General features: G+C 57.7%; 21 protein-coding genes. 11 read left to right on the forward strand and 10 right to left on the reverse strand.

Translation table 11 applies throughout. The features are described from left to right. Position 1: 1 nt before the first annotated feature. From ispC to rpsB, 7 genes are all read right to left on the reverse strand, one after another. Entirely contained in the window at positions 2–1,192 is a 1,191-nt protein-coding gene (gene ispC, locus EE949_RS16255) for a 1-deoxy-D-xylulose-5-phosphate reductoisomerase (RefSeq protein WP_122665210.1), read from the reverse strand. Beyond that, positions 1,189–2,004 carry a phosphatidate cytidylyltransferase gene (locus EE949_RS16260; RefSeq protein WP_122665211.1) on the reverse strand — a complete coding sequence of 272 codons (816 nt, stop codon included), beginning with the start codon at positions 2,002–2,004 and terminating at the stop codon, positions 1,189–1,191. Before EE949_RS16260 ends, ispC begins: the two co-directional genes overlap by 4 nt. Beyond that, positions 2,004–2,759 carry a polyprenyl diphosphate synthase gene (gene uppS, locus EE949_RS16265; protein WP_122665212.1) on the reverse strand — a complete coding sequence of 252 codons (756 nt, stop codon included), beginning with the start codon at positions 2,757–2,759 and terminating at the stop codon, positions 2,004–2,006. Before uppS ends, EE949_RS16260 begins: the two co-directional genes overlap by 1 nt. Before the next feature lie 16 nt (positions 2,760–2,775). Then, positions 2,776–3,333, reverse strand: coding sequence for a ribosome recycling factor (frr, locus tag EE949_RS16270; protein ID WP_087273906.1), 558 nt, complete (start codon positions 3,331–3,333; stop codon positions 2,776–2,778). Then, positions 3,330–4,073, reverse strand: a complete 744-nt coding sequence (gene pyrH, locus EE949_RS16275; RefSeq protein WP_027898810.1) for a UMP kinase — start codon at positions 4,071–4,073, stop codon at positions 3,330–3,332. Before pyrH ends, frr begins: the two co-directional genes overlap by 4 nt. A gap of 206 nt (positions 4,074–4,279) precedes the next feature. Next, on the reverse strand, positions 4,280–5,146 hold the full coding sequence (gene tsf / locus EE949_RS16280) for a translation elongation factor Ts (protein WP_122665213.1): 867 nt from the start codon (positions 5,144–5,146) through the stop codon (positions 4,280–4,282). A gap of 190 nt (positions 5,147–5,336) precedes the next feature. Further along, positions 5,337–6,077 carry a 30S ribosomal protein S2 gene (rpsB, locus tag EE949_RS16285; RefSeq protein ID WP_122665214.1) on the reverse strand — a complete coding sequence of 247 codons (741 nt, stop codon included), beginning with the start codon at positions 6,075–6,077 and terminating at the stop codon, positions 5,337–5,339. A gap of 1,108 nt (positions 6,078–7,185) precedes the next feature. Here rpsB and map point away from each other — a divergent pair. The 3 genes from map to dapC all read left to right on the forward strand — a co-directional run bounded on the left by map (position 7,186) and on the right by dapC (position 11,977). After that, positions 7,186–7,968 carry a type I methionyl aminopeptidase gene (gene map / locus EE949_RS16290; RefSeq protein WP_122665215.1) on the forward strand — a complete coding sequence of 261 codons (783 nt, stop codon included), beginning with the start codon at positions 7,186–7,188 and terminating at the stop codon, positions 7,966–7,968. A 41-nt stretch (positions 7,969–8,009) separates the two neighbouring features. Beyond that, positions 8,010–10,706, forward strand: a complete 2,697-nt coding sequence (locus tag EE949_RS16295; RefSeq protein ID WP_122665216.1) for a [protein-PII] uridylyltransferase — start codon at positions 8,010–8,012, stop codon at positions 10,704–10,706. A gap of 77 nt (positions 10,707–10,783) precedes the next feature. Further along, complete coding sequence (gene dapC, locus EE949_RS16300; RefSeq protein WP_122665556.1) at positions 10,784–11,977, forward strand: succinyldiaminopimelate transaminase; 1,194 nt, start codon at positions 10,784–10,786, stop codon at positions 11,975–11,977. An 85-nt stretch (positions 11,978–12,062) separates the two neighbouring features. On the opposite strand, the gene EE949_RS16305 is transcribed toward dapC, so the two are convergent. Next, positions 12,063–13,709, reverse strand: a complete 1,647-nt coding sequence (locus tag EE949_RS16305) for a Na+/H+ antiporter (RefSeq protein WP_122665217.1) — start codon at positions 13,707–13,709, stop codon at positions 12,063–12,065. A gap of 398 nt (positions 13,710–14,107) precedes the next feature. Between EE949_RS16305 and EE949_RS16310 the strand changes: the two genes are divergently transcribed. From EE949_RS16310 to EE949_RS16325, 4 genes are read left to right on the forward strand one after another with little or no spacing between them, the layout of a single operon-like run. Next, positions 14,108–14,449: an ArsC family reductase gene (locus tag EE949_RS16310; protein WP_122665557.1), complete on the forward strand. Its 342-nt coding sequence runs from the start codon at positions 14,108–14,110 to the stop codon at positions 14,447–14,449. Positions 14,450–14,485: 36 nt separating this feature from the next. After that, positions 14,486–15,520 (forward strand): 2,3,4,5-tetrahydropyridine-2,6-dicarboxylate N-succinyltransferase, encoded by a 1,035-nt coding sequence (dapD, locus tag EE949_RS16315; RefSeq protein ID WP_122665218.1) that lies wholly within the window; start codon positions 14,486–14,488, stop codon positions 15,518–15,520. A 57-nt stretch (positions 15,521–15,577) separates the two neighbouring features. After that, positions 15,578–16,783: an aminotransferase class V-fold PLP-dependent enzyme gene (locus tag EE949_RS16320; RefSeq protein ID WP_122665219.1), complete on the forward strand. Its 1,206-nt coding sequence runs from the start codon at positions 15,578–15,580 to the stop codon at positions 16,781–16,783. Continuing rightward, entirely contained in the window at positions 16,780–17,193 is a 414-nt protein-coding gene (locus EE949_RS16325; protein WP_122665220.1) for a SufE family protein, read from the forward strand. Before EE949_RS16320 ends, EE949_RS16325 begins: the two co-directional genes overlap by 4 nt. Here the strand turns inward: EE949_RS16325 and tcdA are convergent. Next, the gene (gene tcdA, locus EE949_RS16330; RefSeq protein ID WP_122665221.1) at positions 17,169–18,014 is read right to left on the reverse strand and encodes a tRNA cyclic N6-threonylcarbamoyladenosine(37) synthase TcdA; all 846 of its coding nucleotides are present in this window, start codon (positions 18,012–18,014) and stop codon (positions 17,169–17,171) included. The genes EE949_RS16325 and tcdA overlap by 25 nt on opposite strands. Positions 18,015–18,127: 113 nt before the next feature. After that, complete coding sequence (locus EE949_RS16335) at positions 18,128–18,973, reverse strand: AbrB family transcriptional regulator (protein ID WP_346010040.1); 846 nt, start codon at positions 18,971–18,973, stop codon at positions 18,128–18,130. A gap of 550 nt (positions 18,974–19,523) precedes the next feature. Here EE949_RS16335 and dapE point away from each other — a divergent pair. The 4 genes from dapE to plsB all read left to right on the forward strand — a co-directional run bounded on the left by dapE (position 19,524) and on the right by plsB (position 24,653). Then, a complete protein-coding gene (dapE, locus tag EE949_RS16340) occupies positions 19,524–20,675 on the forward strand; it encodes a succinyl-diaminopimelate desuccinylase (RefSeq protein ID WP_122665222.1) in 1,152 nt (383 codons plus the stop codon). Further along, on the forward strand, positions 20,675–21,484 hold the full coding sequence (locus tag EE949_RS16345) for a putative RNA methyltransferase (RefSeq protein ID WP_122665223.1): 810 nt from the start codon (positions 20,675–20,677) through the stop codon (positions 21,482–21,484). The genes dapE and EE949_RS16345 overlap by 1 nt, the downstream gene beginning before the upstream one ends. A gap of 77 nt (positions 21,485–21,561) precedes the next feature. Beyond that, complete coding sequence (locus EE949_RS16350) at positions 21,562–21,939, forward strand: hypothetical protein (protein ID WP_122665224.1); 378 nt, start codon at positions 21,562–21,564, stop codon at positions 21,937–21,939. Between the two features lie 212 nt (positions 21,940–22,151). After that, positions 22,152–24,653 (forward strand): glycerol-3-phosphate 1-O-acyltransferase PlsB, encoded by a 2,502-nt coding sequence (plsB, locus tag EE949_RS16355; RefSeq protein ID WP_122665225.1) that lies wholly within the window; start codon positions 22,152–22,154, stop codon positions 24,651–24,653. Positions 24,654–24,742 lie beyond the last annotated feature (89 nt).

Genomic DNA, 24,742 nt, shown 5'->3' on the forward strand with positions numbered 1-24,742 from the left:
ATTATCGCCCGTTGCGGCTGAGCCATTGCTCTGCCAAAACGCGCGCTTTTGAATCCGCATCAAATACCGCATCCAGATCAGGGAGCGGAACAACGGGTTCAAGATTCAAAACATCGTCGATCATACTCGCGATTTCCGGATAACGGATGCGCCGATCAAGAAATGCAGCCACTGCGACTTCGTTTGCCGCGTTCAACATGGCTGGAGCACTGTTACCGGCTTCGGCAGCTTGCCGGGCCAGACGCAGGCACGGAAAGCGTTGCTCGTCGGGAGCCTGGAAATCCAGACGCGCAATACTGAAAAGGTCCAGCGGCGCCACGCCCGAGTCAATGCGTTGCGGCCAGGCCAGGGCATGAGCGATAGGTGTGCGCATATCCGGATTACCCAACTGAGCAAGCACCGACCCATCCACGTAATCAACCATGGAATGGATGACGCTTTGAGGATGAATAACCACCTCAATCTGCTCAGGCCGCGCGTCGAACAGCCAGCAAGCCTCGATAAGCTCAAGACCCTTGTTCATCATGCTTGCCGAGTCCACCGAGATTTTGCGCCCCATCGACCAGTTGGGATGGGCACAGGCTTGCTCAGGGGATACGTCATGCAGCTCGCTCAACGGCGTTTCGCGGAACGGGCCACCAGAGGCCGTCAGCAGAATGCGTCGTACGCCAACCGGGCTCAGGCCACGCGCATAATCAAGCGGCAAGCACTGGAAAATCGCGTTGTGCTCGCTATCAATGGGCAGCAATACCGCGCCACTTTGACGAACCGCCTGCATGAACAAGGCGCCGGACATGACCAGCGCTTCCTTGTTAGCCAGCAGAACTTTCTTGCCAGCCTCGACAGCCGCCAACGTAGGCCGCAGGCCAGCAGCGCCCACAATGGCAGCAAGCACAGCGTCGACCTGTGGATGCGCAGCGACTTCGCAAAGACCGCCCTCCCCCACCAGCACTCGAGTATCGAGGCCAGCAGCGGCCAGATCATCCTGCAACTTGCGGGCAGCCTCCTGAGTCGGCAGCACAGCGAAACGCGGTGTGTGCTTGATGCACAACGCCAGCAATTCACTTTGGCGACTGAAGCCAGTCAGGGCAAATACCTGATAGAGATCGGGATGACGAGCAATGACATCCAGGGTGCTCAGACCCACCGAGCCAGTAGCACCTAAAACGGTTACCTGTTGAGGACGATTCACAGCACGCCCCAATCAGCAGCCCAAAGCAGCACGGCAAAAACCGGAATCGCGGCGGTCAGGCTGTCGATACGATCAAGCACCCCGCCGTGGCCAGGCAACAGATTACTACTGTCCTTGATCCCTGACAGACGCTTGAACATGCTTTCGGTCAAATCGCCCACCACGGAGATAAACACGACGATTGCCGTGCTCAGCAAACCAAACAGGAACTGCGCAGCGGACCAGTCGCGAGAGACGCCGACAATCGCAGTGATCAACAGGCAAGTGGCCAAACCACCGTAGACACCTTCCCAACTCTTGCCCGGACTGACTTTCGGCGCCAGCTTGCGCTTGCCAAATGCCTTGCCGGAGAAATAGGCCCCGATGTCTGCCCCCCACACCAGCACCATGACCGAAAGAATCAACCAGTTACCCAGCGGCCATTGCTTGATCAATACCAGACCTTGCCACGCAGGAAGCAGAATCAACAGACCGATCGCCAGCTTGCAGATCGCGCTGGACCAATGACGGCTGGACTCCGGATAAGTCAGCACCAACCAGGTTGCTACCGCCCACCAGATGACTGCCGCCACCAGAATCCAAGGCGCAAGGCCCGGCATCAGGTAAAGCAGGAACAGCAGCGCAGCAACGCACACCGCATAGGCGACACGAGCCGATTGAGCAGGGAACCCCGCCAGACGCGCCCACTCCCAGGCGCCAAGGGTGACTACAATGCCAATGAACAGCGCAAAGCTGGCCCCGGACAGTAGAAAAAAACCGCAAAGCGCAATCGGCAGCAAAATAAGCGCTGTGATAATCCGTTGTTTCAGCATTAAACCCGGGCTCCAGCTTCGATCTGCTCGCTCGTTTTACCGAAGCGACGCTGACGCGAAGCGAAATCAGCCAGCGCGGCGCGCATGGCATCGTGTTTGAAGTCCGGCCAGAACAGGTCGGAGAAGTACAGCTCGGCATACGCCAGCTGCCAAAGCAGGAAGTTACTGATGCGATGCTCGCCACCGGTACGAATACACAAGTCCGGCAACGGCAGATCACCAGTCGCCAGACAGGTTTGCAACAATTCGGGCGTTATGTCATCCGGACGCAGATGCCCGGCCTGCACTTCACGCGCCAGGCGCTGCGCAGCCTGAGCGATGTCCCACTGACCGCCATAATTGGCGGCAATCTGCAGAACAAAACGATCGTTTCCTGCGGTACTGTTTTCAGCTTCCCGCATGGCCGCTTGAAGCTCGGGGTGAAAACGGGATCGGTCGCCGATGATGCGCAGACTGATCTGGTTCTCGTTCAGGCGCTTGGTTTCACGGCGCAAGGCCGTGAAAAAAAGCTCCATCAACGCCCCGACTTCTTCGGCTGGTCGCTGCCAGTTCTCACTGGAGAACGCGAACAGCGTGAGCACCTCAACCTTGGCTTCAGCGCACACCTCAATGACCGCTCGAACCGCGTCGACACCGGCTTTATGACCTGCCACACCAGGCAGCAGGCGTTTTTTCGCCCACCGGTTGTTGCCATCCATGATGATCGCGACATGCCGCGGCACCGATGAGGGCGCGGTCGATTTAGTCTTTTCCATGAAAGCGCCCCGAACCTTATACGGCCATCAGGTCTGCTTCTTTTGCCTTGGTGGCCGAGTCGATATCAGCTTCCGCCTTGTCAGTCAGCTTCTGAATATCGGCAGCAGCACGACGCTCTTCGTCTTCGCTGATTTCCTTGTCCTTGACCAGCTTCTTCAGGTCACCCAAGGCATCACGGCGAATGTTACGCACAGCAACACGCGCATCTTCTGCAGCGCTGCGAGCCTGCTTGGTGAAGCCCTTACGGGTTTCTTCAGTCAGGGCGGGCATGGAGATAAGCAGCAGCTCACCGAGGTTGGTCGGGTTGAGGTTCAGACCGGCGCTCTGGATCGCCTTGTCGACGGCAGCCAGCATGTTACGTTCGAACGCAACGACCTGCAGGGTGCGCGAGTCTTTTACAGTAACGTTGGCAACGCCGCTCAAAGGAGTATCAGCGCCGTAGTACGGCACCATTACACTGCCCAGAATGCTTGGGTGAGCCTTGCCGGTACGAATCTGACCAAATGCATGGTTCAAGGATTCGAGTGATTTCTGCATGCGCTCTTGAGCGTCTTTCTTGATTTCGTTGATCATTGTGCGCCTTCCTCGATCAGGGTTCCTTCAGCGCCGCCGTGTACGATATTCAGCAGGGCGCCGGGCTTGTTCATATTAAAAACACGGAGTGGCATCTTGTGATCGCGGCACAGACAGATTGCCGTCAGGTCCATAACACCCAGCTTGCGATCCAGCACTTCATCGTAAGTCAGATGATCGAACTTCTCTGCATGCGGGTCTTTGAACGGATCTGCGGTGTACACACCGTCGACCTTGGTTGCTTTGAGAACAACGTCGGCGTCGATTTCGATGGCTCGCAGGCAAGCAGCCGAATCAGTGGTGAAGAACGGATTGCCGGTACCGGCCGCGAAAATCACGACCTCTTTTGAACTCAGGTGACGCATGGCTTTACGACGATCATAGTGATCAGTCACACCCACCATCGAAATGGCAGACATCACGATGGCGGAGATATTGGCACGCTCCAGCGCATCACGCATTGCCAGAGCATTCATCACAGTGGCCAGCATGCCCATGTGATCACCCGTAACACGATCCATGCCGGCAGCACTCAATGCCGCGCCACGGAACAGGTTACCGCCCCCGATAACCAGTCCGACCTGAACGCCTATGCCAACCAGCTGGCCAACTTCCAGCGCCATGCGATCCAGTACTTTTGGATCGATTCCGAACTCTTCGGAGCCCATCAGGGCCTCGCCGCTAAGCTTGAGTAGAATGCGTTTATAGCGAGCCTGATAACCACTGCCCTGCTGAGCCATTGCGAATCTCTCCTGCGGCGTTTTCTGAAAAAAATCTGTGCGGGCATTTTATGCCTGCGCTAACTCTAGCTTGACGCTGCGACAGCGTCAGAAGAATGCAGCCTTGTAAGCCACTTCTCCAAGGAAAACAAACACCTTTTCCTTTTTGACAAAGAGGCTGCGCGCGTAAGCGGGCAGCCTCTTTGGTTCAAGCGTTGAAAACCATCTTATTGCTTGGAAGCAGCAGCCACTTGAGCAGCAACTTCGTCAGCGAAGTTATCAACTGGCTTCTCGATGCCTTCGCCCACTTTGAAGTAGGTGAAAGAAACGATTTCAGCGCCGGCTTTCTTGGCCAGATCGCCTACTTTGATTTCCGGGTTCTTGACGAACGCTTGCTCAACGAGGCTGGCTTCGGCCAGGAACTTGGTGATGCGACCGGCAACCATTTTTTCAACGATTTCGGCTGGCTTGCCTTTGATCTTGTCTTCGTTCAGTTGCAGGAAGACGCCCTTCTCGCGCTCGATCGCTTCGGCAGAAACTTCCGAAGGCAGCAGGAACTCAGGGTTGCTGGCAGCAACGTGCATCGCGATGTCTTTGGCCAGTTCAGCGTCGCCGCCTTTCAGAGCTACAACAACACCGATCTTGTTGCCGTGCAGGTATGCACCCAGAACGTCACCTTCAACACGCGCCAGACGACGAATGTTGACGTTCTCACCAGTTTTGGCGACCAGGGCCAGACGAGCTTCTTCCTGAGCAGCGATCAGCGGCTCAACAGTGGTCAGCTTGTCAGCGAACGCTTTTTCAACGCTTGCAGCTACAAAGCCTTTGAAGTCGTCCTGCAGAGCCAGGAAGTCGGTCTGCGAGTTAACTTCGATCAGGACAGCGGCTTTACCGTCATCCTTGATAGCGATAGCGCCTTCAGCAGCAACGTTGCCTGCTTTTTTTGCAGCCTTGATGGCGCCCGAAGCACGCATGTCATCAATGGCTTTTTCGATATCGCCGCCAGCCTTGGTCAAGGCCTTTTTGCAATCCATCATGCCTTCGCCGGTACGCTCGCGCAGTTCTTTAACCAACGCTGCAGTAATCTCTGCCATTTCAAAATCCTCTTGGATAGGTCTTAAACCATTCCACCCGCCAGGGCGGGCGTTCAAATTCTTGAAAACGCATGGTGACAGCCGTAGATGACAGGAACGTCATGACAACGCCGACACATGGTTCTCGAGGTGGCAAAAAGGGGGCCAAGCCCCCTTTTTGCGTACTGAGTAAACGCTAGGCGTTAGTTACTCAGCCTTCAACTGCAGCTGCTGGAGCTTCTTCGACGAAAACGTCGGTGCCGCCAGCAACATTGTTGCGACCACGGATTACAGCATCAGCCATCGAACCCATGTACAGCTGGATAGCGCGGATTGCGTCATCGTTGCCTGGGATGATGTAGTCAACGCCTTCCGGGCTGCTGTTGGTATCGACTACGCCGATAACCGGGATACCCAGCTTGTTAGCTTCGGTGATCGCGATGCGCTCGTGATCAACGTCGATAACGAACAGCGCGTCTGGCAGACCGCCCATGTCCTTGATACCACCCAGGCTGCGATCCAGTTTTTCCAGATCACGAGAGCGCATCAGCGCCTCTTTCTTGGTCAGCTTGGCGAAAGTACCGTCTTCAGCCTGTACTTCAAGCTCACGCAGACGCTTGATCGACTGACGGATGGTTTTGAAGTTGGTCAGCATGCCGCCCAACCAGCGGTGATCGACGTACGGCGAACCGCAACGTGCTGCTTCTTCAGCAACGATCTTGCCAGCGGAACGCTTGGTGCCGACGAACAGAATCTTGTTTTTGCCCGAAGCCAGTTTTTCAACGAAAGTCAGAGCTTCGTTGAACATAGGCAGGGTTTTTTCAAGGTTGATAATGTGAATCTTGTTACGCGCGCCGAAAATGTATTTACCCATTTTCGGGTTCCAGTAACGGGTCTGGTGACCGAAGTGCACACCGGCCTTCAGCATATCGCGCATATTGACTTGGGACATGATAGTTCCTTGATAAGTCGGGTTAGGCCTCCACGTATCCCAATGACCAACCAGCGGCTTCAAGCCGAGGGCACCCAGGTCATCGTGTCGACACGTGTGTGGGTTAGTGCTTGCGGGGCTTACCCCGGAAAGCGGCGCATTTTATACCATAGAAGTCTGGATAACGGAACTCGAATTACGTGCAGGTTGCACGATGCTTTTATTGCCTGCTCGTAATCAGCGGTAATAGGGAGGTGGTTTTTGTGTACATATCCGTTGTCGCGGTAATGGCTGATATTGGTTGCACCCTTACGGCGCGTCACTTTTGGGGCCCAAAAGTAACCAAAAGGCTTTTACCCCACCACTCGGCACCTCGCTGTCGCTCGGTGTACCCGCCCGCAGATCCTGAACCGTGGGCCGCCGCAATGGGCCATCCATGGCCCGGTGCGACTAACCCGGCGTCCTGCCGGGTTGCCCACGCTTCAGAATCTGCGTTCGGCCAGCGTGATTAACGGGGCGCCTCAGATCAAAATCAAAAGCGCGGCGGCCTGAGAGCCGACCTGGTTGTGTGAGCTTTCCGGTTTTCTGTAGGAGCTGCCGAAGGCTGCGAAGCGGTGTGTCACGCGAGACCTGTGTCGGCTGTGCTGGCGTCTCGCGAACAAGTTCGCTCCTACCGGTCCGAGGCGCTATCGCCGTTTTCATTCTGCTTTTGATCTGCTTTTGATTTTGATCTTAGGCGCCCCGTTAAACCACGCCGGCCGGAATTCGACATTGCTGCGTGGGGCAAACCGGCAGGGATGCCGGTTTAGCCGCCTCAGGCCATGGATGGCCGGTGGTGGCGGCCCCACGCAGCAATGTCGGATTACGGGCATGCCGAGCCTAGGCGAGGCACCAAGTGGTGGGGCAAGAGCGTTTTGCTTACTTTTGTCTGGGCCGGCTTCCGGATCCATCAAAAGTGAGGCGCTGTAAAAGCGCAACCAATATCAGCCATCACCACGAAAAAGGATATGTACACAAAACTCCCGCACGACGCCCTATATAAGGAAGCAACAATCCCCCACCTGCGACGGTCTGGTAGAATCGCCGTTTTCCGTATTAGCCGCGCCGCCTGTGCGCCGAGAGAGTTCGTATGACCGTCACCATCAAAACCCCCGAAGACATCGAAAAAATGCGCATTGCCGGTCGTCTGGCTGCCGATGTCCTGGAAATGATCGGTGCTTACGTCAAACCTGGCGTCACCACCGAAGAGCTGGACCGTATCTGCCACGACTACATCGTCAATGAGCAGAAAGCGATACCCGCACCGCTGAATTACAAAGGTTTCCCCAAATCGATCTGCACCTCGATCAACCACGTCGTGTGCCATGGCATTCCGAATGAGAAGCCGTTGAAAAACGGCGACGTGCTGAACATCGATGTGACCGTGATCAAGGATGGCTACCACGGCGACACCAGCAAGATGTTTCACGTAGGCAAAGTGCCTGAGTGGGCCGAGCGCCTGTCGAAAATCACCCAGGAATGCCTGTATAAAGGCATCGAGATTGTCCGCCCGGGCACCACGCTGGGTGATATTGGCGAAGTCATCCAGAAGCACGCGGAAAAAAGCGGCTTTTCGGTAGTCCGTGAATATTGCGGGCACGGCATCGGCAAAGTGTTCCATGAGGAGCCGCAAGTCGTGCATTACGGCAAGGCAGGCGAAGGCATGGCACTGGTCGAAGGCATGACCTTTACCATCGAGCCAATGATCAATCAGGGCCGCGCCGAAACCCGTCTGCTGGGTGATGGCTGGACCGCAATCACCAAGGACCGCAAGCTGTCGGCACAATGGGAACACACCATTCTGGTCACCGCTGACGGCTATGAGATTTTCACCCTGCGCAGCGACGACACCATCGCCCGCACATCAGCCTGATCACAACGCTCGCTTGATCTAGATAAAAGGAAAGCAGTTCCATGCCGCAGGTGGATCCCGATTTGTTCGACCGTGGTCAGTTCCAGGCCGAACTGGCGTTGAAAGCGAGTCCGATTGCCGCGTTCAAGAAAGCCATCCGCAATGCGCGGGAGGTGCTTGATGCGCGCTTCAAGTCAGGTCGCGATATCCGCCGCCTGATCGAAGACCGTGCCTGGTTCGTGGACAACATCCTGCAACAGGCCTGGGACCATTTCGACTGGAGCGAAGAAGCCGACATCGCGTTGCTCGCAGTCGGTGGTTACGGCCGCGGCGAACTGCACCCTTACTCGGACATCGACCTGCTGATCCTGCTGGACAGCGCCGATCATGAAGTTTTCCGTGAACCCATAGAGCGCTTTCTTACCCTGCTCTGGGACATCGGCCTGGAAGTAGGTCAAAGCGTGCGCTCGGTAGACGAATGCGCAGTGGAAGGCCAAGCCGACCTCACGGTGATCACCAACCTGATGGAGAGCCGCACTATCGCCGGGCCCGAGCGCCTGCGCCAGCGCATGCTCGAAGTCACCAGCCCGAAACAGATGTGGCCCAGCAAAGAATTTTTCCTGGCCAAACGTGCCGAGCAGAAGACCCGGCATCACAAGTACAACGACACCGAGTACAACCTTGAGCCTAACGTCAAAGGTTCGCCCGGGGGCCTGCGCGATATTCAGACCATTCTCTGGGTCGCCCGGCGTCAATACGGCACCTTGAACCTGCATGCACTGGCGGGTGAAGGCTTTTTGCTGGAAAGCGAAAACAACCTCCTCGCCTCCTCTCAGGAGTTTCTCTGGAAGGTACGTTACGCCCTGCACATGCTGGCAGGCCGGGCCGAAGATCGCCTGCTGTTCGACCACCAGCGCAGCATTGCCAGCCTGCTGGGCTATCAGGACAGCGACGCCAAGCTGGCCATCGAACGCTTCATGCAGAAGTACTACCGGGTAGTGATGAGCATCGCGCAGCTCAGCGACCTGATCATTCAGCACTTCGAAGAGGTCATCCTGACCGACGACGAAGGTGCGAGCACTCAGCCGCTCAACTCGCGCTTTCAGGTACATGACGGTTACATCGAGGCGACCAACGCGAACGTATTCAAACGCACGCCGTTCGCCATGATCGAAATTTTTGTGCTGATGGCTCAGCACCCGGAAATCAAAGGTGTGCGCGCCGACACCATTCGGCTGCTGCGCGAACACCGGCATTTGATCAACGATGATTTCCGTAACGACATTCGCAACACCAGCCTGTTTATCGAGCTGTTCAAATGCGAATTAGGCATTCATCGCAACCTGCGCCGAATGAACCGTTACGGCATTCTGGGTCTGTATTTGCCAGAGTTCGGTCACATCGTCGGGCAAATGCAGCATGACCTGTTCCACATCTATACGGTTGATGCGCACACGCTGAACCTCATCAAGCACTTGCGTAAGCTTCAGTACACTCAGGTGTCAGAGAAATTCCCACTGGCCAGCAAGGTCATGGGCAGGCTGCCGAAGCCTGAACTGATCTACCTGGCAGGCCTGTACCACGACATCGGCAAGGGCCGCGGCGGCGACCACTCGGAGCTGGGCGCAGTGGATGCCGAAGCGTTTGGTATCCGCCATCAACTGCCTGACTGGGACACGCGTCTTATCGTCTGGCTGGTCAGCCATCACCTGGTGATGTCCACCACAGCTCAGCGCAAGGACTTGTCCGATCCGCAAGTGATCCACGATTTCGCCCAGTTTGTCGGCGATGAGGTTCACCTGGATTACCTCTACGTGCTGACGGTTGCCGACATAAACGCCACCAACCCGACGCTCTGGAACTCATGGCGCGCCAGCTTGCTGCGTCAGCTTTATACCGAAACCAAGCGCGCCCTGAAGCGCGGCCTGGAGAACCCGGTAGACCGCGAAGAGCAGATACGACGCACCCAAATTGCCGCGCTGGATATTCTGGTTCGTAACGGCACTGACCCGGACGACGTGGAACAACTCTGGTCCCAGTTGGGCGATGACTACTTCCTGCGTCATACCGCAGGGGATGTGGCCTGGCACAGTGATGCGATCCTGCAGCAACCGACGGATGGCGGTCCGCTGGTTCTGATCAAGGAAACCACTCAGCGCGAATTTGAAGGCGGCACGCAGATTTTTATCTACGCGCCCGATCAGCATGACTTCTTCGCGGTGACAGTGGCGGCGATGGACCAGTTGAACCTGAACATTCATGACGCCCGGGTCATCACCTCCAGCAGCAGGTTCACTCTCGACACCTATATCGTGCTCGACAACGATGGCGGCTCGATTGGCGATAATCCTGTGCGCATCAAGGAAATTCGCGACGGCCTGACCGACGCATTGAGGAACCCGGACGACTACCCGACCATCATCAAACGTCGTGTACCGCGCCAGCTCAAGCATTTTGCCTTTCCGCCGCAGGTTACGATCCACAACGATGCGCAGCGCCCGGTGACGATCCTGGAGCTTTCCGCTCCCGATCGCCCTGGCCTGCTGGCACGGATTGGCAAAATCTTTCTGGAGTTTGACCTGTCACTGCAAAACGCCAAGATCGCGACGCTGGGCGAGCGGGTAGAAGACGTGTTCTTCATTACCGATGCCAATAATCAGCCGCTGTCCGATCCGCAGTTGTGCAGCCAGTTGCAGGACGCCATCGTCGAGCAACTGAACGTCAACCACGAGCCCGGCGAATTGCGCATCAGCATCTGAGTAAACCCTGACGCTGTTCAATGAATCGACTTACGGCGCTCACTGACATGAGCGCCCTGCTTCTGGAAGCCAGCCCCATGAATAACGCGATGCAATTGCTTCAGCCCTACCCTTTCGAAAAGCTTCGCGCCCTGCTCGGCAGCGTGACGCCAAACCCGGAAAAGCGCCCGGTCGCGCTGTCCATTGGTGAACCCAAGCATCGCTCGCCAGACTTCGTCGCCAAGGCCATGACTGACAACCTTGACCAGATGGCAGTCTATCCGACCACATTGGGCATCCCGGCGTTGCGCGAAGCCATCTCCGGCTGGTGCGAGCGTCGCTTTGGCATACCTGATGGCTGGCTGGACCCGGCGCGGAACGTGCTGCCAGTCAACGGAACTCGCGAAGCGCTGTTTGCCTTCACCCAGACCGTAGTCAACCGTGGCGATGACGCGCTGGTGGTCAGCCCGAACCCGTTTTATCAAATCTACGAAGGCGCCGCGTTTCTGGCTGGCGCGAAGCCTCACTACCTTCCATGCCTGGTCGAGAACGGTTTCAACCCGGACTTCGACGCAGTGTCTGCCGATATCTGGAAACGCTGCCAGATCCTGTTCCTGTGCTCGCCGGGCAATCCAACGGGCGCGTTGATCCCGCTGGAAACATTGAAAAAACTGATCGCTCTGGCTGACGAACACGACTTCGTGATCGCCGCCGACGAGTGCTACAGCGAGCTTTACTTCGACGAGCAGACACCACCTGCCGGCCTGCTGAGTGCCTGCGTGGAACTGGGTCGCAAGGATTTCAAACGGTGCGTGGTATTCCATAGTCTGTCCAAGCGTTCGAACCTGCCGGGCCTGCGCTCCGGATTCGTCGCGGGCGATGCGGATATCCTCAAAGCCTTCCTGCTCTATCGCACCTACCACGGCTGCGCGATGCCGGTTCAAACCCAATTGGCCAGCATTGCAGCCTGGAACGATGAAGAACACGTACGCGCCAATCGCGACCTTTACCGCGAAAAATTTGATGCCGTGCTAGAGATTCTTGCGCCGGTGATGGACGTACAACGTCCGGATGGTGGCTTTTACCTGTGGCCAAGCGTTGGTGGCGACGACGCAGCGTTCTGCCGTGACCTGTTCGTTGACCAACATGTCACCGTGGTGCCGGGTTCTTATCTGTCCCGCGAAGTGGACGGTTTCAACCCGGGGGCCGGACGAGTACGCCTGGCGCTGGTTGCGCCGCTGGCTGAATGCATCGAAGCCGCTGAGCGGATTCGCGACTTCATTACCAAGTGAGGCTTACTCCCCACGGCATGCAATGTGCCGTGGGATCAATCTGCCGTGGGAACGCCGTCCGGCCGCTCCCCCTTACAAATTCCGCCTACTTCACCATTCCCAGGTTGGCCTCGTTCAGGTCCAGCTGCGCCAGGATCTGACGCAGCACATCGTCGCCGATCTGGTGTTGGCGATGAAGCTTGTACAGTTCGAGACGCTGCGCACGCAGGGCACTGATGCGCATACGCCGCTCGATCTGATCCATCTGGAACGCCAGGGCCTGAGCTTCGGAAGTGTCGTTGAAAACATCCAGGCGATGACGGTACTCCGACATGATCCTGGCTTTCACTTCAGTCGCCAACGCAGCCTGAGCTGCATCCTGAGCACTGTCACCGGTGCTGACCTCCTGGTTTTCCAGCGCGTGAATCGCGACTTGCGCGATACGCTTCCATGCTTCCCCGACCTCTTGTTTCATGCGCAGATCAGGCTCGCTCACCATTCCACGCAACAGCAGTGGCAAGCAGATACAGGCGGCCACGAGCGACAGCAAAATGACCCCGGCAGCAATGAAAATCAGCAGATCACGCTGAGGAAAGACGACACCGGCGCTGATCAGCATCGGCACCGACAAGGTACCGGCGAGCGTTACAGCTCCGCGCACGCCGCCGACCGTCAGAAGCAGTGAAGCACCGGTCGATAACTCAAGCGTGCTTTCGCTTCGCCCTCGCCAGCGTCGAATAGGAATCATCAGGCGCCAGACGCTCTGTACCCAGACATAGCGCAACACAACCAGCACCAGAAAGATCGCCAATACATCCAGACAGCGATACAGCAAAGTTGGCCAGACGGTGACTTCATCGTGGGTGACAGCGCCGATGATGTCCGGCAGTTGCAGCCCCAACAGCAGGAAAATCAGACCGTTGAAGGCAAACTCCAGCAACGTCCAGACACTGCGATTGAGCAAGCGGGTACTGGTCTGGCGCGGCAGCAAATCCACCCAGCTTTGCATCATCCCGGCTGCCACCGCCGAGAGAATCCCGGAAGCCCCCAATTGCTCGGCCAGCACATAGGCCGCGAACGGTAGCAGCAACATGAACACCACGTGGGTTGCCGGGTCATCCCAGCCTCGCGTGATCATCCAGCTGCGAAAGCGCCCGACCAGCCAGCTCAGCGCGACACCGATGGCGAGCCCGCCACAGGCCACCAGAACAAAGGTCAGGCTCGCGTCAGCCAGAGAAAATACACCGGTGATGGCGGCCGCCAGGGCAAACTTGAACGTCACCAGACCGGTTGCGTCGTTCATCAGCGCTTCGCCTTGCAGCATCCGCATGATCGGTGCGGGCAGACGATCCTGAGCGATGGCGGATACCGCCACTGCGTCGGTTGGCGACAATACGGCCGCAAGAGCAAAGGCAACCGGCAGTGGAATGCTCGGCAATAGCCAATGAATGAAATAACCGGCACCCACCACGGTAAACACCACCAGCCCGACGGCCAGGGTCAGGATCGGCCCGCGATAACGCCACAAGTCGCGCTTGGGCATGCGCCAGCCGTCAGAGAACAACAGCGGCGGCAGAAACAGGAATAGAAAAAGCTCGGGGTCCAGCGCCACGTGCAAGCCCAGCGTGGGCCAGGCCAGCAAAGCCCCGGCAGCAATTTGCACCAGCGGCAACGGCAAAGGAATGACACGGGCCAGTAACCGCGAGATGCCTACAAGAGTCAGCAGGATGAGGACGGTGTAGGCAGTTTGCATTACGGGGTTTCCTTAAAACATGTCGAACTGTATTGACGCGATTTTCTGTGGGCGCTGCCCCGGCGTCCATGACACCACGCTGTCTCGCGGCAAACACAGGATCTGTAGGAGCTGCCGAAGGCTGCGATCATGGTGTGTCAGGATAAATGTTTCGCAGCCTTCGGCAGTTCCTGTAGATCGTCTGCAAGAGGGGGTACTCACTGCACATCGAAGTGCCATATTAACGGTTTAAGCTGCTGCACCGCCGTCACCCATAGGTATGAAACAGGCAAAACATCGTTCCCGGGTACATAAAGACGTCGGCAGTACACGCCCAGCACGCGTGTCCGTGGCATAATCCGTCACCGTTTTTCAACTGTCTCAAAGGGGGCAAGCTCGTGGCTGATGAAATCAACAAGTTGCACCTGTATGGGATCAAAGCGTGCGACACGATGAAAAAGGCTCGCACCTGGCTCGATGAAAAGCCGGTGAACTACGATTTTCACGACTATAAAACCCAAGGCATCGATCGCGAACATCTGACCCAGTGGTGCAACGAGCACGGCTGGCAAACAGTGTTGAATCGTGCTGGCACCACCTTTCGCAAGCTGGATGAGGCGCAGAAAGCCGACCTCGACCAGGATAAAGCGATTGAACTGATGCTCGCTCAACCGTCGATGATCAAGCGCCCGGTGCTTGATCTTGGTGACAGAACCCTGATTGGCTTCAAACCAGACCTGTATGCAGCGGCTATCGCCTGACTGAGATAGCCCTTTAAATTCGTAAGAGGTATTTGCATGTCCACTTCCCTGTTCAGCCTCGCCTTCGGTGTCGGCACTCAAAACCGTCAAGGCGCATGGCTGGAAGTTTTCTACGCACAGCCACTGATCAACCCGTCTGCTGAATTGATCGCAGCGGTTACACCAGTACTGGGTTACACCGGTGGCAACCAGGCCATTACCTTCAACACCGATCAGGCGTCGAAGCTGGCTGAAGCCCTCAAGTCCGTTGATGCTGGTCAGGCTGCATTGCTGACCCGTCTGGCCGAAAGTCACAAGCCGCTGGTTGCGACCCTGCTCGCCGAAGATGCAGCGCTGACGTCCACGCCTGAGGCCTACCTCAAGCTGCACCTGCTCTCCCACCGTCTGGTCAAGCCGCACGGCCTGAGCCTGGCCAGGATCTTCCCTCTGCTGCCCAACGTTGCATGGACCAGCCAGGGCGCCATCGACCTGAACGAACTGGCCCCGCGCCAACTGGAAGCACGCCTCAAGGGCGAGCTGCTGGAAGTGTTCTCCGTCGACAAGTTCCCGAAAATGACCGATTACGTCGTACCGACCGGCGTGCGTATCGCTGACAGCGCGCGTATCCGTCTGGGCGCTTACATCGGTGAAGGCACTACCGTGATGCACGAAGGTTTCGTCAACTTCAACGCAGGCACCGAAGGCCCGGGCATGATCGAAGGCCGTGTTTCGGCTGGCGTATTCGTCGGTAAGGGTTCTGACCTGGGCGGCGGTTGCTCCACCATGGGCACCTTGTCCGGTGGCGGCAACATCGTCATCAAAGTCGGCGAAGGCTGCCTGATCGGCGCCAACGCCGGTATCGGTATCCCGTTGGGCGATCGCAACACCGTGGAGTCGGGTTTGTACGTGACGGCTGGCACCAAGGTTGCGCTGCTCGACGACCAGAACAAGCTGGTCAAAATCGTCAAAGCACGTGATCTGGCCGGTCAGCCTGACCTGCTGTTCCGCCGCAACTCGGAAACCGGCGCTGTGGAATGCAAAACCCACAAGTCGGCCATCGAGCTGAACGAAGCGCTGCACGCTCACAACTGATCGATGCTGCATCAGGCCCGATCGCATGATCGGGCCTGACTCACCGAGTCAAAGCAAATGCCCCTCTTTTCCCCTTGGCGCGCTGACTTTCCAGCCATCGACGCCCTGCAACGGCAAGGCCAGACCTATCTGGACAACGCCGCGACCACCCAGAAACCTCAAGCCCTGCTCGACGCCCTGAGCCATTACTACGCCAATGGCGCAGCTAATGTGCATCGCGCCCAGCATTTGCCCGGCGCTCATGCGACTCAGGCGTTCGAGGACAGCCGCAACAAGGTTGCTCACTGGCTCAATGCCGGCGAGTTGGGTCAGATTATTTTTACCCACGGCGCCACCTCCGCACTCAACCTGCTGGCCTACGGCCTTGAGCATGAGTTCGTGGCCGGTGATGAAATCGCAATCAGCGCGCTGGAACATCACGCCAATCTGCTGCCCTGGCAGCAACTTGCTCAACGTCGTGGTCTGAAGCTGGTCATTCTGCCGCTCAATGAGCAAGGGCTGATCGACCTGAGCGCTGCTGCGCAACTGATCGGCGGCCGCACACGGCTGCTTGCCGTGAGCCAATTGTCCAACGTGCTGGGCGCCTGGCAGCCACTGTCGGAATTACTCGCATTGGCCAAAGCCCAAGGCGCACTGACTGTTGTCGATGGCGCTCAGGGCGTGGTCCACGGGCGACATGACGTGCAAGCACTGGGCTGTGACTTCTACGTGTTTTCCAGCCACAAGCTCTACGGCCCTGAAGGCGTCGGCGTTTTGTATGGCCGCAATGACGTGCTGCCGCGCCTGCAACATTGGCAGTTTGGCGGCGAGATGGTGCTGACCACCGATTACGAACACGCGAAGTTCCGCCCGGCACCACTGGGCTTCGAAGCCGGAACACCACCGATTGCCGGTGTGATCGGCCTTGGCGCGACACTGGATTACTTGAAGAGCCTCGATCACCGCGCAGTGCTGGAGCATGAGGCAGGCCTGCACGCCATGCTGCTTGAAGGCTTGCGTCAGCGCGACGGGGTTCAGGTACTGGGCGAACCGCAACTGGCGCTGGTCAGCTTTACAGTGGAAGGCGTGCACAACGCCGACCTCGCGCACCTGCTCACTGAACAAGGCATCGCAGTGCGTGCGGGTCATCACTGCGCCATGCCGCTGCTGAAAAGCCTTGGTCTGTCGGGTGCGATTCGGGTGTCTCTTGCGCTGTATAACGATTCAAGCGACTTGCAGCACTTCTTCAACGCACTGGATCAGGCGCTGGAGTTGCTGCGATGAGCCTGCCCGTCGACGCACAAACGGCACTGGACACCTTCGCTCAACCTCAGGGCTGGGAGCAGCGCGCGCGACTGCTCATGCAATGGGGTGAGCGATTGCCCGCTCTGGCTGATCATGAAAAGTCCGAAGAGCATCTGGTTCATGGCTGTGAAAGCAAGGTCTGGCTACTAGGCGATATGACCCAAGGCCATTGGCAGTTTCGCGCGGCCAGCGATGCTCGGATGATTCGTGGTCTGGTGGCGCTGTTGCTGGCCCGGGTCAACGGTTTGTCGGCAGCGGAGCTCCAGCAAGTGGATTTGCCGGACTGGTTCACCCAATTGGGGTTGAGCCGTCAACTCTCGCCTTCACGCAGCAACGGCCTGAATGCGGTGCTACAGAAGATGCGTCAGCTGGCGGAAGCGGCGGGCTGAGGCGGCGGTACCGACACCGGCTTGGCGCGCTCCGATGGGCGGCGCACGCCTGCAACGATCTTGTCCACCGCTTTGGTGGCCGCGACCATACCGAAGGTCGCTGTCACCATCATCACCGCGCCGAAACCACCGGCGCAATCCAGCTTGACCCCATCCCCGACAAAACTCTTCTGCAGGCAGATACTGCCGTCCGGTTTGGGATAGCGCAGTTGCTCAGTGGAAAACACGCACGGCACGCTGTAATGACGGTTCATGGTCCGCGAGAAGCCATAATCGCGGCGCAGGGTCGAGCGTACTTTTGAAGCCAGTGGATCGTTGAAGGTACGGTTCAAATCGCAGACCTGGATAAGCGTCGGATCAATCTGCCCACCTGCACCGCCGGTGGTGATGATCTGGATCTTGCGCCGCTTGCACCAGGCAATCAGCGCCGCCTTGGCGTTGACCGCGTCGATGCAGTCCAGCACGCAATCCAGATCCGGCGTGATGTACTCGGCCATGGTGTCGCGGGTCACGAAATCAGCCACCGCGTGCACAACGCAATCCGGATTGATCGCCCGCAGACGCTCAGCCATCACCTCGACCTTGGGCCGACCCACGGTGCTGTCCAGCGCGTGCAACTGACGATTGCTGTTGCTGACGCAGACGTCATCCAGATCAAACAGGGAAATCTCACCCACCCCTGAACGCGCCATGGCCTCAGCCGCCCAGGAACCGACACCGCCGATACCGACCACAGCAACGTGGGCAGCACGCAGCCGCTCCAGACCTTCGATGCCGTACAAACGGGCGATACCTGCAAAACGCGGATCTTCTGAACTCATGACCAATACCCCAAAAACCGGCGCGCATTATAGGGCTTTGGGTGAGATAGGGCATCCTGAAGGTGGGTGATTGGTCAGAAAATGTACTGAGGGGGCAGGTTGATGATTGCCGCCTAGCGACGTAGCCGAATGATCAACGCTGGCGCGAAGTGCAGGAGGACCATTCGCACCAAGTGATGGGAAAGGATGAATACAACATTCAGCCCGCTGCTGAATGCGACAATTGCGATGGTCTCAATTGCGCCTGGCATATAGGCCAGCCAAAGGGTAAATGGATCTTCGTCTAGAACCCTCCCAGCCAACAAAGCAAAACCGCCTGCAATCGACAACATCAAGATCACTGAGACGAGGCCTGATCTTCCGTGCCGAACAAGTTCTACCCACGTAACGTCCCGGAATTTGGTTCCGATCAACACACCGAGAACCAATGTAGCCAACAGCACGCTCCATCGCGGTACTTGGAAACCACCCAGGTAGCCCATCTTGACGTAGATACCCGTGCAGATAATCGCCGTCAGCATGAATGGTGCGGGTACACCGAATCTGAATAGCAAGCGTCCAGACAGCAGAGACAGGGCAATCAACGATGACACCGCCAGAAACATGCCCGGACCTGTTAACTCACTGGATGTCGCGACTACTTGCGCATCAACCGGCATGAATACGCTAACCAGTACGGTAATTCCTAAAAGACGAATTAGATGTACAACCATCACTTTGCTGGACGCACGCTCGGACTCCATCAGATCAAAGACCGCTGCGAGCGCACCTGGATACACCGCAAGCAAAGAGTCCTTGATGCTCCACTTTGAAACGCTGCTCAACCAGAATCCAGCCACGGCAATCTGGGCCATATGGCAGAGCACCATGAAAGCGATACTCGGAAGCAGAGCACCGACGACTCGACTGTCCCACGCATCAAACATAAGTCCGGTGGCAACACCCAGGACTATCTGCACCTAACCAAGGCCAAACTTCAAGTGCGGAGAAACCCCCCACTTACTGACAATAATCGCTGATACCACTATTGAGCCCAGCAGCAAACCGTGGGGAATACCGAGATAGTCAAGAGTGACTCCTCCTCCGATGCAGGCCAGCCAAAACGATAGTATTTTCATAGCGATCCATGCTTTGCGCGCTGCACACATTTGCGCTCCTCGTCAGGGACGAAGCTGAGTGCATGTCGGTGGTTTGTAATGACAAACCAGTGTGCATGGACACAGCATCGAAATATGCAGGTCTCTTCCCATTAAGCCGTAGGGCACATCTCGAGTGCGGCACAAAGTCTCTTCAATGAAGAAACAGCGGTCACGTTGAGATAAACGCCCGCACATCACTAAACGGCGGCCTCCCATCCCCGTTTTGCTTTAAGATAGGCGCCTTTTTCGCGCCCTTATACGATCTGCAGGAGCTGCCGAAGGCTGCAAAGGTGATAAGCCTGACGCATCGCAATTCGCAGCCTGCGGCAGCTCCTACAGGTCCACTGCGCTATCAACCGGAGTTTTGTACATGACGGCCCCAGCCGACCTTTCGCCTACGCTGCAACTCGCCTGCGACCTGATTCGTCGTCCTTCGGTCACGCCCATTGATGCCGATTGTCAGGCGGTGATGATGCAACGCCTGGGTGACGCAGGCTTCACGCTTGAGCCAATGCGTATCGAGGACGTGGACAACTTCTGGGCCAGTCATGGCAGCAACGAAGGTCCGGTGCTGTGCTTTGCCGGTCATACCGACGTGGTGCCGACCGGTCCGGTACAGGCTTGGCAAAACGACCCGTTCGACGCGCTGATCGATGCCGACGGCATGTTATGCGGACGTGGTGCAGCAGACATGAAAGGCAGCCTGGCAGCGATGCTGGTGGCGGCTGAGCGTTTTGTGGGTGAATATCCGAACCACAAAGGCAAAGTCACTTTCCTGATTACCAGCGACGAAGAAGGTCCGGCGCATCACGGCACCAAGGCTGTGGTTGAACGGTTGCGTGAGCGCAACGAGCGTCTGGACTGGTGCATCGTGGGCGAGCCGTCGAGCACCACGCTGGTTGGCGATGTAGTCAAAAACGGTCGTCGCGGCTCCCTTGGCGCAACCCTGACCGTTCGCGGCAAACAGGGCCATGTGGCGTACCCGCATCTGGCGCGCAATCCGATTCACTTGGCCGCTCCAGCGTTGGCAGAACTGGCCGCAGAGCATTGGGATGAAGGTAATGACTTCTTCCCGCCGACCAGTTTCCAGATTTCCAACCTAAATTCCGGGACCGGCGCGACCAACGTGATTCCTGGTGATCTGGTAGCTGTGTTCAACTTCCGTTTCTCTACCGAGTCCACCGTCGAAGGCCTGCAACAACGGGTCTCGGCCATTCTCGACAAGCATGGTCTGGACTGGCATGTGGACTGGGCGTTGTCTGGTCTGCCGTTCCTCACCGAGCCGGGCGATTTGCTCGATGCCGTCTCGGCGAGCATCAAAGCGGTCACGGGGCGCGAGACCAAAGCGTCTACCAGCGGCGGCACCTCTGACGGGCGTTTCATCGCCACATTGGGCACGCAGGTGGTAGAGCTGGGCCCGGTCAACGCGACGATTCACCAGGTCAACGAACGCATTCTGGCCAGCGACCTCGATGTATTGACCGAGATCTACTACCAGACCCTGGTCAAGTTGCTCGCCTGATGCTGACCTGCCCGATCTGCTCTGCCCCGCTGACTGCGGTGGACAATGGTGTGGCCTGCCCGGCCAACCACCGTTTTGACCGCGCGCGTCAGGGATATCTGAACCTGTTGCCGGTGCAGCACAAGAACAGCCGCGACCCTGGTGACAATCAGGCCATGGTCGAGGCGCGCCGGGATTTCCTCAATGCCGGTCATTACGCGCCCGTGGCCAAGCGCCTGGCAGAACTGGCCGCTGAACGTGCCCCGGCGCACTGGCTGGACATCGGTTGTGGCGAGGGTTACTACACCGCGCAAATAGCCGAGGCACTGCCGGATGCCGATGGCTATGCGCTGGATATCTCCCGCGAGGCGGTCAAGCGCGCCTGTCGTCGTAACCCGAAACTGACGTGGTTGATCGCCAGCATGGCTCGCGTCCCGCTGCCGGATGCCAGCTGCCAGTTTCTGGCCAGTGTGTTCAGCCCGCTGGACTGGAACGAGGCCAAGCGCTTGCTGACGCCGGGCGGTGGTTTAATGCGGGTCGGCCCGACCAGCGAACACCTGATGGAGTTGCGCGAGCGGCTCTACGACGAAGTGCGTGACTATGCCGATGACAAACATCTGGCATTGGTGCCGGAAGGCATGTCGCTGGCTCACAGTGAAACCCTGCGTTTCAAGCTCAGCCTCGTTGACGGTCAGGCACGCGCCAACCTGCTGGCCATGACGCCCCACGGCTGGCGAGCCAGCGCTGAACGTCGCGCCAATGTGATTGAACAGGCCGAACCTTTCGAGGTGACGGTTTCCATGCGCTACGATTATTTCGTACTGCAATAACCAACAACGAAGATGCCCGCTAACGGGCATCCGACTGAATCCGCGAATGGATTTTTTCACTTTCTCACGAGGCATCCATGCGCCAACCCGATATCGAGATTTACCTGAAAGACACTGATGTTGATCACAAGGCCATTGCCGAGTGGCTCAGCGCCGCACTGGGTCAATGCACCGACTGGGTACAGAAAGGCCAGACCTGGAAGTGCAAAGCGGGCAACGTGCCGGTCACCTGGCTGCCCAAGGCGGTAGGCAAATGGAACAGCCTGCATCTGGACAGCGATGACACCCCGTGGGAAGACGATATCGCCTGCGCCCGTGCGGCCTTCGCGGCCCTCAACGTTGAAGTGCGCTGCGCACCCGGTACCTGGGTCGAGGAAGAAAGCGAAGAGACGGCGGATCGCTGGATTCGTATCAGTGCGGATGGCGAAGAAGAGATTACCTGGAAGACGGCGTAACGCTGTTTCATGTGGGAGCGAATTCATTCGCGAATACAGTATTGCTGACGATGAATATGCATCGGCTGGACTGGCCCCTTCGCGAATGAATTCGCTCCCACAGGCTTTGTGAAGGCCTGCAGATTTGTCGCGCAACGGCATTTTTGCCCAACCCCACCAGATACGGCACACTAGCGTCCTCGCGGGCACCGCCCCCTTTTCGCAGATGCCGTATGACCCGTTCTCCGTTCCGCCGCCTTGTATTTGGCACCTTGCGTCGCTTGTTGTATCTCTGGGTTCGTTCCGAGACCATCAATCAGTCTTCGTTCACGCTCAATCTGGATCGCAGTCGCCCGGTGTTTTACGCCTTGCAATCGCCCTCCATGAGCGATCTGGCGGTTATCGACACCGAATGCCGCAAGGCCGGCCTGCCGCGTCCTATCCTGCCGGTGTCAGTCGGCGAGCTGGTTGAACCGGCTGCGTTTTTCTATCTCACACCGTCTCCGGACTGGCTTGGCCGTCAGGACAAACGCGGTGCGCCGCCGACGCTGGAGCGGCTGGTCAGTGCTGTCAGCCAGAACGCCACCGAAGATGCGCAAATCATTCCGGTCAGTGTGTTCTGGGGGCAGTCGCCGGATCGCGAATCCAGCCCGTGGAAGCTGCTGTTTGCTGACAGTTGGGCGGTCACTGGCCGCCTGCGGCGTTTTGTGAGCATTCTGATCCTGGGCCGCAAGACCCGGGTGCAATTCTCTGCACCGATTCACATGCGCGATCTGGTCAACGAGAACAAGGGTTATGAACTGACCTTGCGCATGGCTCAGCGCTTGCTGCGTACGCACTTCCGTAACTTGAAGACCGCTGTGATCGGCCCCGACGTGTCGCACCGACGCAATCTGGTCAAAGGCCTGCTCGACGAGCCGTTGGTCAAACAGGCCATTCTCGAAGAAGCCGAGCGGGAGAAAATCCCCGAAGCCAAGGCCCGGGAACAGGCGCTGCGCTACGGTAACGAAATCGCTTCGGATTACACCTATTCGGCGATCCGTTTTCTGGAAGTGATCCTGAGTTGGTTCTGGAACAAGATTTACGACGGCATCAAGGTCAGTCATATCGAAGGCGTGAAGGACGTTGCCCAGGGTCATGAAGTGATCTACGTGCCCTGCCATCGCAGCCACATCGATTACCTGCTGCTCTCTTATCTGCTGTTTCGCAACGGCCTGACGCCCCCGCACATCGCGGCGGGTATCAACCTGAACATGCCGGTCATTGGCAGCCTGCTGCGTCGTGGCGGTGCATTTTTCATGCGTCGCACGTTCAAGGGCAATCCCCTGTACACCTCGGTGTTCAACGAGTATCTGCACACGCTGTTCACCAAAGGCTTCCCGGTGGAGTACTTCGTTGAAGGCGGACGCTCGCGCACCGGACGCATGCTGCAACCCAAGACCGGTATGTTGGCGATTACCCTGCGCAGCTTCCTGCGCAACTCACGGATGCCGATCGTATTTGTGCCGGTGTACATCGGTTACGAGCGCGTGCTGGAAGGCCGCACCTATTTGGGCGAGCTGCGCGGTGCGACAAAAAAGAAAGAATCGATCTTCGATATCTTCAAGGTCATTGGCGCCTTGAAGCAGCGCTTCGGTCAGGTTTCGGTGAACTTCGGAGAGCCGATCAAGCTGGCTGAATTCCTCGATGATGAACAACCGGACTGGCGTGAACAGCAGTTGGGTCCGCAATTCAAACCCGCCTGGCTCAACGAAACCACTAATCGACTGGGCGAACGTGTGGCTCAGCATCTGAACGAAGCCGCTGCGATCAACCCGGTGAATCTGGTTGCGCTGGCGCTGCTGTCCACACAGAAGCTGGCACTGGACGATCTGGCGATGGAACGGGTCCTCGACCTGTATCTGACGCTGCTGCGGCGTGTACCGTATTCGCCGCATACCACCCTGCCGGAAGGTGACGGTCGAGCGTTGATTGAACATGTGAAAAGCATGGACCTGCTCTCGGAACAGAAGGACGCACTGGGCAAGATTTTGTACCTGGACGAACAGAATGCGGTGTTGATGACGTATTACCGCAACAACGTCCTGCACATTTTCGCCCTGCCTTCACTGCTGGCCAGTTTCTTCCAGAGTTCATCGCGCATGAGCCGCGAGCAGATCCTGCGCTACACCCGTGCACTGTATCCGTACCTGCAGTCGGAGCTGTTCATCCGCTGGCCGTTGAACAAGCTGGACGAAGTGGTCGATGAATGGCTGCAAGCGTTTGTCGAGCAAGGCCTGCTGCGCTTCGAGAACAACGTTTACCTGCGGCCCGCACCGAGCTCCCGAGAGTTTGTGTTGTTGACGCTGTTGTCGCGGGCCATTGCCCAGACTCTGCAGCGGTTTTACATGGCAATTTCGTTACTGCTCAACAGCGGACAGAAAACCCTCAGCGCAGAAGAACTGGAAGACCTGTGTACGGTGATGGCTCAGCGGCTATCGATCCTGCACGGCCTGAACGCCCCGGAATTCTTCGACAAAAGCCTGTTCCGTCACTTCATCCAGACCCTGCTGGACCTGGGGGTACTGCGTAAGGACCCGGCTGGCAAATTGAGTTATCACCCGCTGCTGGGCGAACTGGCCGAGGGAGCTGCCAAGCGGGTACTGCCTGCTGAGATTCGCCTGTCGATTCGCCAAGTGGCGCTGCACGGCAGTGAAGATGCCAGCGAACCGGAGCCCGTCGAAGAAAGCCGTTGATCCTGGCGATTTCAGCACCGCCAGCCAGCCTGACTTCCTGATAGGCTCTATGCACCACCGCGCCGGGGTTCAACCCGGCGCGGTCTCCG

Source organism: Pseudomonas viridiflava, from assembly GCF_900602065.1.
Taxonomy (GTDB): domain Bacteria; phylum Pseudomonadota; class Gammaproteobacteria; order Pseudomonadales; family Pseudomonadaceae; genus Aquipseudomonas.